General features: G+C 70.9%; 12 protein-coding genes. 8 read left to right on the plus strand and 4 right to left on the minus strand.

Annotated features, from left to right (window positions below; all coding sequences use genetic code 11):
- Nucleotides 1-82: 82 nt before the first annotated feature.
- From ABEB28_RS02380 to ABEB28_RS02395, 4 genes are all read left to right on the plus strand, one after another.
- The gene (locus ABEB28_RS02380; RefSeq protein ID WP_345726347.1) at nt 83-919 is read left to right on the plus strand and encodes an enoyl-CoA hydratase/isomerase family protein; all 837 of its coding nucleotides are present in this window, start codon (nt 83-85) and stop codon (nt 917-919) included.
- Nucleotides 920-1,468: 549 nt separating this feature from the next.
- Nucleotides 1,469-3,043 (plus strand): FadD3 family acyl-CoA ligase, encoded by a 1,575-nt coding sequence (locus ABEB28_RS02385; protein WP_345726271.1) that lies wholly within the window; start codon nt 1,469-1,471, stop codon nt 3,041-3,043.
- On the plus strand, nt 3,040-3,777 hold the full coding sequence (locus ABEB28_RS02390) for an NIPSNAP family containing protein (RefSeq protein ID WP_345726272.1): 738 nt from the start codon (nt 3,040-3,042) through the stop codon (nt 3,775-3,777). Before ABEB28_RS02385 ends, ABEB28_RS02390 begins: the two co-directional genes overlap by 4 nt.
- Before the next feature lie 12 nt (nt 3,778-3,789).
- Nucleotides 3,790-5,007, plus strand: a complete 1,218-nt coding sequence (locus tag ABEB28_RS02395; protein ID WP_345726273.1) for an amidohydrolase family protein — start codon at nt 3,790-3,792, stop codon at nt 5,005-5,007.
- Between the two features lie 65 nt (nt 5,008-5,072).
- Here ABEB28_RS02395 and ABEB28_RS02400 read toward each other — a convergent pair whose 3' ends face one another.
- The gene (locus ABEB28_RS02400; protein ID WP_345726274.1) at nt 5,073-6,302 is read right to left on the minus strand and encodes a CaiB/BaiF CoA transferase family protein; all 1,230 of its coding nucleotides are present in this window, start codon (nt 6,300-6,302) and stop codon (nt 5,073-5,075) included.
- Between the two features lie 18 nt (nt 6,303-6,320).
- The gene (locus tag ABEB28_RS02405; protein ID WP_345726275.1) at nt 6,321-7,091 is read right to left on the minus strand and encodes an enoyl-CoA hydratase-related protein; all 771 of its coding nucleotides are present in this window, start codon (nt 7,089-7,091) and stop codon (nt 6,321-6,323) included.
- A gap of 169 nt (nt 7,092-7,260) precedes the next feature.
- On the opposite strand from ABEB28_RS02405, the gene ABEB28_RS02410 reads away from it, so the two are divergent.
- Nucleotides 7,261-7,947, plus strand: coding sequence for a GntR family transcriptional regulator (locus ABEB28_RS02410; protein ID WP_345726276.1), 687 nt, complete (start codon nt 7,261-7,263; stop codon nt 7,945-7,947).
- Here ABEB28_RS02410 and ABEB28_RS02415 read toward each other — a convergent pair.
- A complete protein-coding gene (locus tag ABEB28_RS02415) occupies nt 7,936-9,153 on the minus strand; it encodes a CaiB/BaiF CoA transferase family protein (RefSeq protein WP_345726277.1) in 1,218 nt (405 codons plus the stop codon). The two genes, ABEB28_RS02410 and ABEB28_RS02415, sit on opposite strands and share 12 nt — an antisense overlap.
- Nucleotides 9,154-9,462: 309 nt before the next feature.
- Between ABEB28_RS02415 and pgfA the strand changes: the two genes are divergently transcribed.
- A complete protein-coding gene (gene pgfA, locus ABEB28_RS02420; protein WP_345726278.1) occupies nt 9,463-10,527 on the plus strand; it encodes a cell envelope lipid trafficking protein PgfA in 1,065 nt (354 codons plus the stop codon).
- A 28-nt stretch (nt 10,528-10,555) separates the two neighbouring features.
- On the opposite strand, the gene ABEB28_RS02425 is transcribed toward pgfA, so the two are convergent.
- Entirely contained in the window at nt 10,556-11,134 is a 579-nt protein-coding gene (locus ABEB28_RS02425; protein ID WP_345726279.1) for a TetR/AcrR family transcriptional regulator, read from the minus strand.
- 96 nt (nt 11,135-11,230) lie between these two features.
- Here ABEB28_RS02425 and ABEB28_RS02430 point away from each other — a divergent pair, with 96 nt between their 5' ends.
- The gene (locus ABEB28_RS02430; protein WP_345726280.1) at nt 11,231-11,680 is read left to right on the plus strand and encodes a MaoC family dehydratase; all 450 of its coding nucleotides are present in this window, start codon (nt 11,231-11,233) and stop codon (nt 11,678-11,680) included.
- Nucleotides 11,677-12,906, plus strand: coding sequence for an acetyl-CoA C-acetyltransferase (locus ABEB28_RS02435; protein ID WP_345726281.1), 1,230 nt, complete (start codon nt 11,677-11,679; stop codon nt 12,904-12,906). The genes ABEB28_RS02430 and ABEB28_RS02435 overlap by 4 nt, the downstream gene beginning before the upstream one ends.
- Nucleotides 12,907-13,019: the final 113 nt, after the last annotated feature.

Consider the following 13,019-nt stretch of genomic DNA (forward strand, 5'->3'; position numbering starts at 1 on the left):
CGCGGGCGGCCTACCGCCTGCGGCTGCGCTAGCGACCGCGGCGGCTGTGCCCCGTGACCGATTCGCCATCGAGAGGACCGCGATGACCGCGTTGTCAGAACCGTCGGAGACCTACCGCTACACCGACTTCGAGACGCTGCGGATCGAGCGCCGCGGGCCGGTCGGCTGGCTGCTGTTCAACCGGCCCGAGCGACTCAACGCGATGACGAACCAGATGCGCGACGAGCTCGCCATCGCCTGGGTCGAGCTCGACCGCGATCCGGCAGTCCGGGTGATCGTCAACACCGGCGAAGGACGGGCGTTCCAGACCGGCGTCGACGTCGCGGAGATCGCGTCCGACGGCGTCGGCATGGAGCGGTACCGGGCGTCGATGGAGAACTTCGACGTGCACTTCACCGCCTGGCACCAGCAGGTCGCCAAGCCGGTCATCGCGGCCGTCAACGGCGTCTGCGCCGGCGGCGGCTTCCACTTCGTCGCCGACGCCGACGTGGTCATCGCGGCCACCGACGCGCAGTTCACCGACCCGCACGTCTCGATCGGCCAGGTGGTCGCGATCGAGGCGATCGGGCTGCTGCGCAAGATGCCGTTCGAGCCGGTGATGCGGATGGCGCTCACCGGTCGCCACGAACGGATGTCGGCCGAACGCGCCTACCAGCTCGGCATGGTCAGCCAGCTGGTGGAGCCCGACCAACTGCGGGACGCCGCACAGGAACTCGGCGAGCTGATCGCGCGGAACTCTCCGGTGGCGATGCGTGCCACGAAGCGCGCGCTGTGGGGGGCGTTGGAGACCGGCCTGACGGAGGCGTGCCGCGCGGGGGCCAAAGACCTGGTCAGCGTGTGGGGCCACCCGGACCAGACCGAGGGCCCGGCGGCCTGGGCCGAGAAGCGCGAGGCGAAGTGGGCGCCACTGAGCGACTAACCCGCAACGCGCGTACCCGCGATGTGCGCTCCGGGCGGGCGTCCGGCGGGGGTGCTCGCCCAGCGGGCCGATTTCGCGAACATCAACCTCTGCGCGTGTCCGGAGAGGTTGGGTTCCCGAAAATCCACCTCTGCGGGCCGCGGCAGAGGTTGGTTTCCCGAAAACTCGCTCCCGCGAGCCGGGGGAGCGGTTGGGTTCCCGAAAATGCATCTCTGCGGGCCGCGGCAGAGGTTGGGTTCCCGAAAATGCATCTCTGCGGGCCGCGGCAGAGGTTGGTTTCCCGAAAACTCGCTCCCGCGAGCCGGGGGAGCGGTTGGGTTCCCGAAAAGTCGCCCGAGGCCCGGCGCTCCACGCGCGTGCCTCGGGCCACGCCGCGCGCCTCGTGCCGCGTGCCCCGTGCCCCGTGCCGTGCCCCGTGCCGTGCCCCGTGCCGTGCACCCCGCGCCTCGAGTTTGCGTCCTTGCGCCTCGGCGCCGCGTCCTCGGCTGCTCGGTTCGTCTCTGCGCGGCTGGCGGATTGATAATGTATAAAGTACAGAGGGAGGTGCTCATGGACGCGGAGATCCCGTCGACGATTCCGGCCGCGCTTCGGCGTGCGGTGGCGCGGTGGCCGAACGAAGTCGCGGTGGTCGAGGCCGGCCGCCGCGTCACCTGGACCGAGCTGGCCGACCGCGCCACCGCGGTCGCCCGCGCGCTGATCGGCAGCGGGGTGAGCCCCGGCGACCGGGTCGGGCTGTGGGCGCCGAACTCCACCGAGTGGATCGTGGCCTCGATGGGCGTCTACGCGGCGGGCGCGATCCTGGCCCCGGTCAACACCCGCTTCACCGGTGCCGAGGGTGCGCAGGCGTTACGCACCGCCGGCGCCCGCACGCTGATCACCGTCACGGATTTTCTGGACACCGACTACGTCCAGGCGCTGGCTGTCGACCCCGAACTTCTCGGTTCGCTCGACGTCGTCATCATGTCGGGAGAGCCCGGAAAGCACATCGGATGGGGCGAGTTCCTGGCCCGCGGAGCGGGCGTGGACCACACCGACGCGGAGCGGAACCTCACCGCAGACGACCCGTCCGACGTCATTTTCACGTCCGGCACCACCGGGCGTCCGAAGGGTGCGTTGCTCACGCACGGGGCGAGCACCCGCACCTACACGGCCTGGTCGGACGCGGTGGGTCTGCGGCACGGCGACCGGTACCTGGTCGTCTATCCGTTCTTCCATTGCGCGGGTCTCAAGTCGGCGGTGCTGGCGTGCGTCCTGCGCGGTGCCACGCTCGTGCCCTGCCCGGTGTTCGCGGTGGACACCGTGATGCGGCTGGTCCAGGAAGAGTGCGTCACGATGCTGCCCGGGCCGCCGGCGCTCTACCAATCGTTGCTCAACGCGGATCTGAGCGGTTACGACCGGTCATCGCTGCGGCTCGCCGTCACCGGGGCGGCCGCCGTCCCGGTCGAGCTGGTCCGCCGGATGCGGGACGAGCTGGGCTTCGGATCGGTCGTGACGGCCTACGGGCTGACCGAGACGCACGGGACCGTGACCGCCTGCCGCTACGACGACCCTATCGAGGTCATCGCGAACACCAGCGGGCGCCCGATCCCCGGGATGGAGGTCCGGATCGTCGACCGCGACGGAACGGACATCGGGCCCGGTGAGCCGGGGGAGGTGCTCGCACGCGGGTTCGCGGTGATGCGCGGTTACTACGGCGATCCGGAGGCGACCGCGGCGGCGATCGACGCCGACGGGTGGTTGCGCACCGGCGACATCGGCGTGCTGGACGCGGCCGGCAACCTGCGGATCACCGACCGGATCAAGGACATGTTCATCGTCGGCGGTTTCAACGCCTACCCCGCCGAGATCGAGAACACGATGCTCGGCCACCCCGGCATCGCGGCGGTCGCGGTGGTCGGGGCACCGGACGAACGACTCGGTGAGGTCGGGTACGCGTTCGTCGTTCCGCGCGTCGGTGTCGCGGTCTCGCCGGACGAGGTGCTCGGCTGGTGCCGCGGGCGGATGGCCAACTACAAGGTGCCGCGGTACGCCGAGGTCGTCGACGCGCTGCCGCTCAACCGCACCGGCAAGGTCGAGAAGATCCGGCTGCGCGCCCGGGCCGCGGCGGCCGTGGAGAAACCGTGAACGAGAAGATCTACATCCACGAGTTCATCGACATCATCGGGCACAACCGCGCCAACTACATGCACCACATGACGGCGAACTGGAGCCCGATCGCCCAGGAAGAGCGTGACCAGCTCTGCTACGGCGTCTGGGGCATCGTCGGGACGACCCGGGACTGGCCGTCCGTGCTCAACCTCTGGGAAGAGGACGGCTTCGACGGGATGGCTTCGTCGTTCCGGCACGAGTTGGGCAGTACGACGCTGCAGGATCCGAAGCTCGCGAAGTGGTGGGCCGAGGCGGCGAAGTTCCGGTCGCGCGGCGTCGACCGGCTGCTCGTCCCGGCGCCGTGGACCCGCACGATCGAGCAGCTGTGCGCGGACGGCGTCCGGGGTGAGACGTACGCCCACGAGCAGTTCACGACGACGCCGGGCGGCGCCCGTGACCTGCTCGAGCGAGCCGCCGGCGAGGGTGAGCCGCTGCTGAACGAGTTCGGTTGGCAACTCGCCGGCGCCTGGGAGACCGCGATGACCGGCGACTCCGAGATCTTCCTGCTCTGGGCGATCCCGACCTGGGAGCACTGGGCTTCGGCCGAGAAGGCCGAGCGGGCCGATACGAAGCTCGGGCGGTGGCGCCGGTCGTTCTACCCGCGCACGACGTCCGCCCATCGGTTCCTGCTGGTCGACGCCGAGCTCAGCCCGTTCCGCACCGGGCGGCAGCCGACCAGGGCCGACCGCCGCAGCGACTGGACCGAGTGAAAGGAACGCACCATGTACCCCGCAGTGGACACTGGTAACTCGCACATTCCCGGCATCGTCGACGTCGACGCCCACGTGGTGGAGCCGGAGAACCTCTGGACGTCCCGGCTGCCCGCGAAGTACCGGGAGATCGGTCCGCACATCCGGTACCTACCGGGCGGAAAACCGAAGCTCGACGGCGGCATGTACATCGAGGAGCCCGGCATCGAGGGCCCGGACGTCGCCTGGTGGTTCTACGAGGACCACAAGTACTCGATCAAGCGGTTGATCGCCGCCGCCGGGTTCCCGGCGGACGAGATCACGATGGACGGCGTCACCTACGAGCAGATGCGGAAGGGCTGCTGGGACCCGGCGGAGCGGATCGCCGACAACGCCGCGAACGGCGTCGAGGCGCAGATGTGCTTCCCGAATTATCCGCGGTTCGCCGGTCAGATCTTCATGCGCGGCAAGGACAAGGACCTGTCGCTGCTCTGCGTACGGGCCTACAACGACTGGATGGTCGACGAGTGGTGCGGCGGGTCGTCCGGTCGGCTCATCCCGCTGTGCCTGGTGCCGCTCTGGGACGCCCAGCTGGCCGCCGAGGAGGTGCGGCGCAACGCCGCCCGGGGCGTCCGTGCCGTGGCGTTCAGCGAGATCCCGGCGTACCTGGGGCTGCCGAGCATCCACAGCGGGTACTGGGACCCGTTCTTCGCCGCGTGCGAGGAGACCGGGACCGTCGTCTGCATGCACATCGGGTCGGGCACCAAGACGCCGAACACCTCCGGTGACGCTCCGGACGCGGTGGCGTCGACGATCATCTTCGGCAACTCGGTCGCGAGCCTGACCGACTTCCTGTTCTCCGGGATCCCGCACCGGTACCCGAACCTCAAGCTGATGTACGCGGAGTGCCAGATCGGCTGGATCCCGTACCTGCTCGAGCGCGTCGACGACGTCTGGGAGACGCACAAGGGCTGGAGCAACTCGCAGCTCAACTGCCCCGAGCCGCCGTCCACGTACTACTACCGGCAGATCTACGCGTGCTTCTTCAAGGACCGCGTGGGCATCGACCTGATCGACAAGGTCGGCGTCGACAACATCCTGTTCGAGACCGACTACCCGCACCAGGACGGCACCTGGCCGGCGTCGATCAAGGCCGCCGAGGAGCAGTTCGGTCACTTGCCGGCCGAGCAGATCCGGAAGATCGCCCGGGGGAACGCGATCCGGCTGTTCGAACTGCCGCTCACTCCGTAAGAGGGCGCACGGGCGGTGGCCGGCGACTCCGCTGGCTGCCGCCCGGCCCGGCCCGGCGACGCGCGTTACTCCGGGGGCAGCCCGACGACGCCTTCTGCGGCGAGGCCGGTGACGGTGGACCCGTCGAGGCCCAGCTCGTCGGTGAGCAGCTGGGCGGTGTGCTCGCCGAGGTACGGCGGGCGCTGGTCGGGTAGCTCGGGGACCGCGGAGAGCTTGACCGGATTGCCCGCCACCAGCACGGGCTGCTCGACACCGTCCGAGCGAGGGATCTCCACCAGCATGCGGCGCTTCGCGACGTGCGGGTCGGCCACCACGTCCTCGGCCCGGTAACACGGAGCCGCGACCAGCCCGGCGTCGGCGAGGTGGCCGGCCGCGTCCCGCATACCGAAGCGGGCCGCCCACTCCTCGACCGCCGGGCGGATCGTGTCGGGCCAGTGGTCGTGCCAGCCCCAGCCGTCGGCGAACCGCTCGTCACCCAGCCACTCGTCGTGGCCGAGCAGACGGGCCAGCCGTTCGAATTGGTGCGGGCGGCTCACCTGGAGCACGCACCAGCCGTCCTCGCAGCGGAACGACGTCAGCAGGTAGGGCACCCGCCGCTCGACGTCCGGCTCGGCGCGCAGCCCCATCGACCAGAAGTTCGTCACGACGTCGGAGATCGAGAGCATCGAGTCCAGCATCGCGATGTCGACCAGCTGTCCTTTGCCGGTCCGCGTGCGGTGCGCGAGGGCGGCGAGCACTCCGATGACGCCGAACAGCCCGGTGCCGGTGTCGCCCAGGCCGCCCATCGGGTTGAGGATCGGCGGCTGGTTCGGGCGCCGCGCGTACTCGTAGGCGCCGCACATCGCCTCGGCGACGCTCGCGTACGCGGGCCAGTGCGCATAAGGGGAGGCGCCTCGGCCGAACCCGCTGATGCTCAGGTACACCAGCCGCGGGTTCCGGGCGGCGAGCGCCTCGAAGCCGAAACCGAGCCGGTCGGCGCGGCCAGGGCCGAGGTTCTCCGCCAGCACGTCGAACCGCTCGGCGAGGCCCACGACGAGGTCTCGCCCGCGGGGGTCCTTGAGGTCGACGGCGATGCTGCGCTTGCCCGAGCCGTAGCGGAGGAACGTCGCACCGGCGCGACGCCCGGATCCGTCGATCATGGCCGGCTGGGCGGCCCGTCCGGACTCGCCGGAGAGCGGCTCCACCTTCACCACGTCCGCGCCGAGCCGGGCCAGCAGCTGGGTCGCGAACGGCACGGCCTGCATCTGTTCGAGCGCGAGGACGCGGACACCCGCGAGGGGTAACGGCTCCGTCATGAATAAAATATACAAGATTTACCGACGCGAGCGGACCCGGTCGCGCAGGCGGGTCACGGTCTCCCGGAAGTACGGCTGCGCCACCGACCACTCCTGGGCGGCGAGTTCCACCGCGGCGGCGTCCGCCGGGTCGCTCAGCGCGCGGGACGCCCGGAGCGTCGCCTTCGCCAGGCGCACCAGCTCCGGTGACCGGCCGGCCACCCGCTCCGCGAACGCCGTGGCGAGCGCGGGGAGGTCGTCGTCCGGGACGCAGCGCCAGGCCAGGCCCTTGGCGGCCGCCTCGGCGCCGGTGAGGCTGTCGCCGCAGAGCACCAGCGCGGCGGCGCCCTGCTCGCCGACGCGTTCCGCGAGCCGCCACAGGTGGCCGCCGCCCGGGTGGATGCCGACGTCGAGGAAGCGCGGGTCGAACCGGGCGCTCTCGCCGGCGAGCACGACGTCGCAGGCGAGCGGCAGGTTGACTCCGGCGCCGATGGCCGGCCCGCACACCGCCGCGATCGTCGGCACCGGGGCGTCGGCGAGCGCCGTGAAGCCGGCGTAGGAGGCCGCCAGCGGATGTGTCCGTTCGATCAGCCCGTCCAGCGAGCCGCCCGCGCAGAACACCGGCGGCTCGGCGTCGAGGACGAGTACTCGGGCGTCGTCGGCGAGGAGCGAGTGCACGGCCGCTGCGAGGTCGTCGCTGAGTTCGCGGCTCAGCGCGTTGCGGTGGTCCGGGTCGGCGAGCGTGATCCGGCCGATCGCCCCGTCCAGACGGGCCTGGACGCGGCGAGTGGACGGTGCGGCGGACGTCATGGTGAGCCTCCGGGCGGTCGGCGGCGAATGAGATAATGTATATAACACTCGCCGAGTCGACTCCGCCGGGGCGCGCGCCGGTTTCTGCCTGGCTGTCCGTATACTTTCTGCAGGGTAGGGGCGCTACCGGCAGGCTCAGAGGAGGTCCGCGATCGTCACGCGAGCAGGGGTGAGTCAAGAGGTCGACTTCGTCGCCGACGAAGCCGGCGGTCTGTCCCGCCCGACCAGCGCACAGCAGGTGGCCGCCCACATTCGCCGGATGATCTTCGAGCAGCGGCTGCGCGCGGGCGAGCGGGTCCCGCAGGACGAGATCGCCGCCGAGCTGCGGGTGAGCCGGGTACCGGTGCGGGAAGCGGTGATCGCCCTCGACCGGGAGGGGTGGGTCACCTCGCGGCCGCACCTCGGCGCGTTCGTCAACGGGCTGGACGAGAACTCCGTTCGCGACCACTACGAGCTGCTGGGGCTGGCGTACGGCCTGGCCGCGCGGCGCGCGGTCGAGCGCGGGTCGGAGGACGGCGTCACGACGCTCGCGAACATCGCGAAGGAGCTGCAGGCCACCAACGACGCGGACGCGTTCTCGGCGCTCAACACCGCGTTCCTGCGGCAGCTGCTGCTGATGGCCTCGTCGCGCCGGATCACCGCGGTCGCCCGGGTGATCACGACGAACATCGTGCCGGGGAACTTCTTCGCCGAGGTCCCGGGCGCGATCCGGATCCACAAGCGCGGTTTGCGCGCGGTCGTCAAAGCGCTGCGGGCCGGCGACGGTCCCGGGGCAGAGGTGGCGTTCGTCGACACCCTCCGCGCCGAGGCCGACGGCGTCGTCTCCCTACTCGCCGACCGCGGCCTACTCTCGTAGGGCGGCGATTTCCGCGTCGGTGTAGCCGGCTACTTCGCGGAGGACGGCTTCGGTGTCGGCACCGAGGGTCGGCGCCTTCGTCGGCTCCGTCGCCGGCTCGTCCGGGAACCGGATCGGGCTCGGCATCATCTCGGTGCCGGTCCGGGCCGCGTCCGTCCACGGCATCCGCGCGGCGAACTGCGGGTCGTCGCCGACGGTCCGGGGCGTGTTGACCGGCGCGAGCGGCACGTTCGCCTGGACGCCCAGCTCCACCCACTCCCACGTGTCCCGCTGGGTGAACAGCTTCGTCAGCTCGCGCCGCAGCTCGACGTCGCCGGTCGCGTGGTTCGCGATCTCCTGCCGGTCGTTTTCGTCGATCAGGTCGGGCCGCTCGACCGCGGCGCAGAAGTTCCGCCAGAACGCGTTCTCGGACGCCATCAGCAGCACGTGCGCGTCCCGGGTCGCGTACACCTGGTACCGGACGCTCTCCCGCATCCCGCCGGTGCCCGGCGCCCGCCGTCGTAGCCCGTCGGCGGGGTTTCCGGTGACCTCGTCCTCGGGTCGCCGGTACGCCCGCCAGCCCTCGATTCGCAGCCAGTCGAACGCGGCGGCGGCGTCGGACTGGGCGACCTCCACCCGGCTGCCCACCCCGGTCTCCCGGGCCCGGAGCACCGCGGCGAGGATGCCGAGCGCGCCGTAGAGCGGCCCGGCGGTGATCCCGACCGAGGTGTGGTCGGGGATCGTCGGGAAGCCGTCGGCGTCCGGCTCGGGCGTGATCAGCCCGGCCCAGGTGTCGAACGCGATGCCGTGGCTGGCCAGATCGCGCAGCGGCCCGGAGGTCCCGAAGCCGCTGATCGTCGCGAAGACCAGCCGGGGGTTCGCCGCGCGCAGCGTCTCGTAGCCGAGCCCGCGCCGCTCCAGGCCGCCCGGCCGCATCGCCTCGACCACGACGTCCGAGCGCGCGGCGAGCGTCGTGAACGCGGCTGCGCCGGCCGGGGTGCGCAGGTCCAGCACGACGCTGCGTTTGCCGCGGTTCAGGTGCAAATGCATCAGCGAGACACCGTCGACGATCGGCCACGCCATGCCCCGGACGTAGTCCCCGCTCGGCGGCTCGACCTTGATCACCTCGGCGCCGAGGTCGGCCAGGTGCGTGGTGACCGCGGCCGGACCAAGGATCGAGCACTCCAGGATCCGCAGGCCACGCAGCGGGGGAGGGGTTTGCGTCATGCGTTCTCCTCGGATTCCGCACGTGGCGGGTCGCAATCTGAGTACCTTATACAGTATCGATTACCGGAAGGCCGCTACCTGTTGACCAGGGGTAGAACCGGTTCTAGTATTTCCGCCACGTTGTTCTGTGGTCACAGCCGTTGTCAGTTTCTGATTACGACCGTGATCACACCGGACATCCGTTCCGAGTGCCGGAGCCCGTAGCGCCCGGCGCCCGTGTCGCGCCGATTTGGCCGGCTCCCCGCACGTGCTCCTCCCGCCAGCTCCGCAGCTACGAATCTGGATCAACGGCGATCGGATGGTGTCCCAATGACTGCTGCTCCTGATCCGAGCCTGACGTCTGAGCGCGAATCGGCACCGGCGGCGCCCCCGCCGGTCCGTCCGGCGCCCGCGCCCGGCATCGGCACCGGCGAGCCACCCCGAAGCCGCCGCCTGCTCCGCTCCGCGCTTCTGGGTCTCGGAATCTTCCTCCTCGTGGTCGGCATCCTGTTGCCGCTCTACGTCTATCCACGGCTCGCCGTCCTCCCGGACGATCCGCAGACCGAACAGGTTCTGCAGGCGACGGGCGCGACCGTGCTCATGCCGGACGCGAAAGCGCCGGCCGGAGCGACGGTCCTCACCGGCGTCGACGTGACCGTCACGAATTTCGTCTCGAAGGCCCGGGACACCGACGGCTCCGACGACGACAGCGTCGTCTACGACGTCGCGACCCAGATCGAGGTCGAGGGCCGCGGCATGCTCCAGGCCCGGGTCGAGCGCGTCTCGATCAACAAGAGCACGACCGAGTCCACCAACTGCTGCGGTGACCGCATCGTCACGGACCTGGAGAAGCCGGACGGGAAGGAACTGCGGCACGAGGGCTACTACACGTTCCCGTTCGACGTCCAGAAGGAGTCGTACCAGATCTGGGACATCAACCTGGAGCGCGCGGTGACCGCCGAGTACATCGGGGAGTCCAGCCGTGACGGCATCGACGTCTACATGTTCCGCAAGGAAGCTCCGCTGCAGCGGATCGGGTCGCGAGAGCTGCCCGGCGGGCTCTTCGGCTCGAAGGAGCTGAACGTCGACGCGGAGGCCTGGTACGGCAGCACCCGGACCTACTGGATCGAGCCGAACTCCGGTGACGTGATCGGGATCCGCGAGGAGATCACCCAGCAGTACACGCACAACGGCCAGACGCTGGTCGCGTTCGAGGCCGACCTGGAGAGCCCGCGCTCGTCCCAGGACCGGCTCGACCAGGCCGGGCAGGCCGCCGCGGTCCTGCCGTGGCTCCGCGGCCGCGCGACGGTGGTGCTCGTGCTGCTGGGCCTGCTGCTGTTCGTCGCCGCCTACCTGGTCGGGCGTCCGATCCGGCGTCGGAAGTCCGCGCACTGACGAAACTCCTGCGGCCGGGACGACGGCCTCAGGCCTCGTCGACCTGCTCCTCCCGTAGCCGCGGGAGGAGCAGGTCGACGAACTCGTCGGCGAGCCGGTGGATCTCGTCGACGCTGCCGCCGCGGTAGATCGCGTGACTCAGGCGAGAAGTGATCAGCGCCCAGAGCATCGTCGCGGCGTCGTCGGCGGAGACCGCGCCCAGCACCGCCACCTCCGTGGCCAGCGACGCCCGCGCCGTCCGGCCGAACTCGGTCAGCAGCGCGTGCGCGTTCGGATCCGCGCTGCTCTGCAGCGTCACGTGGGCCCGGTAGAACTGCGGTCGGCGTTCGTAGGCGGCGATCACCTGATGGATGCGGGCCCGGAACCGGGCCTCCGGCGTGCCGTGGGCGTCCGGGGCGACCGCGACGGTTCCGGCCGCCCACTCCGCCAGCACCGCGGCGTAGAGGTGCTCCTTCGAGCTGAAGCACCGGTAGAGGGTGCCGAGCGCCACCCCGGCGCGTTGGGCGACGTCGCGCATCTGGATCGACTCGTACTCGTGCTCCTCCAGCGCCTCACGGGCGGCGAGGAGGATCCGGTCCCGCCGTTCCGTCTGCCACGTCGTCGTCATGCAAGTACCTCCGGTCCCGGGCAGGTGCGTATTGTATATTCTGTTTGCGCTGGCGGTCGGTACCGGGCCGACCGGCGACGGCGAAGGAGCCGACCGATGCGGGTGTTCACGTCCCCCGACCAACTCGAACAAGCCGTCGGTGCCGATCTGGGCACCAGTGACTGGTTGTTGATCACGCAGGAGCGGATCGACCGGTTCGCTGACGCTACCGACGATCACCAGTGGATCCACGTCGATCCGGTGCGAGCGCAGGCCGGGCCGTTCGGGGCGCCGATCGCCCACGGCTACCTGACCGCCGCGTTGCTCCCGGCGCTGATGCGCCAGATCTTCCGGGTGGAGGCCCGAATGGCGGTCAACTACGGGCTCAACAAACTCCGGTTCCCCGCGCCGGTGCGGGTCGGCTCGTCGGTGCGCGCGGCGGTCCGGCTCGTCGAGGTGACGAAGGTGGCCGAGGCGGTCCAGGTCGTCTCCACGGCGACCGTCGAGATCCAGGGCGAGCCGAAACCCGCGGTCGTGGCCGAGACCGTCGGGCGGTTCTACCTGTGAGCGCGGGTGCCCTACGCGACGCAGTGATCGTCGCGCCCGTACGGACGCCGGTCGGGCGGTACGGCGGGGTGCTGAAGGACGTGCCGGCCGCCGCACTGGGGGCCACGGTCATCCGCGCGCTGCTGGACCGGACCGGCCTGCCGGGGGACGCGGTCGACGACGTGATCTTCGGGCAGTGCTACCCGAGCGGGGAGGCCCCGGCGATCGGCCGGGTCGCCGCGCTGGACGCCGGGCTGCCGGTCGAGGCGGGCGGCGTGCAGGTCGACCGCCGGTGCGGCTCCGGGCTGCAGGCGGTGATCTGGGCCGCGATGCAGGTGCAGACCGGTGCCGCCGACGTCGTCCTGGCCGGTGGCGCGGAGAGCATGAGCCAGGTGGAGTTCTACTCACCCACCGCCCGCTGGGGCACCACCGCCGACCGGTTGGTGTTCCACGACCGGCTCGCCCGGGCCCGGGTGACCGCGGGCGGGGAGAACTATCCGGTGCCCGGCGGGATGCTCGAGACGGCGGAGAACCTGCGCCGGGAGTACGCGATCTCCCGCCGGGAGCAGGACGAGTACGCGCTGCGCTCGCACGAGCGGGCGGTGGCGGCGCAGAAGGACGGCCGGTTCGCCGACGAGATCGTCCCGGTGACGGTGACCGACCGGCGGGGGAACACCTCCGTCGTCGACACCGACGAGCACCCTCGTGCGGACACCTCGCTGGAGGGCCTCGGAAAGCTACGCCCGGTGCTCGGCCGCACCGACCCGGAGGCGACGGTGACGGCGGGTAACGCCAGCGGCCAGAACGACGGGGCCTCGGTCTGCGCGGTGATGACGCGGCAGAAGGCCGAGGAGTACGGTCTGCGGCCGCTGGCCCGGCTGGTGTCCTGGGCGGTGGCCGGCGTGCCGCCGGCGACGATGGGGATCGGGCCGGTCCCCGCGGTCGCGAAGACGCTCGGACGGGCCGGGGTGGGGCTGGCCGACGTCGACCTGATCGAGCTCAACGAGGCGTTCGCCAGCCAAGTGCTGGCCTGCACGCGGGCCTGGAACTTCGGGGTGGGAGACTTCGAGCGGTTCAACGTCAACGGGTCCGGCATTTCGCTCGGGCACCCGGTCGGCGCCACCGGGGGACGCATCCTCGCCACGATGCTCGCCGAACTCGACCGGCGCGGGGACCGCTACGGGCTCGAAACGATGTGCATCGGCGGTGGTCAGGGCCTGGCCGCGCTGTTCGAGCGGGTCGACTGAGCGCTCGCGCGTCCGATCCGGACGCTCTGTTTCGGTCAGGCTACATTTTGCCGAATCTGCATGAAGAAATTGAATTCTACTTATACTGGCCCGGTCCCGGTCTGTTACCGGCG

This window comes from Cryptosporangium minutisporangium (genome assembly GCF_039536245.1).
In the GTDB taxonomy this organism is placed as follows: domain Bacteria; phylum Actinomycetota; class Actinomycetes; order Mycobacteriales; family Cryptosporangiaceae; genus Cryptosporangium; species Cryptosporangium minutisporangium.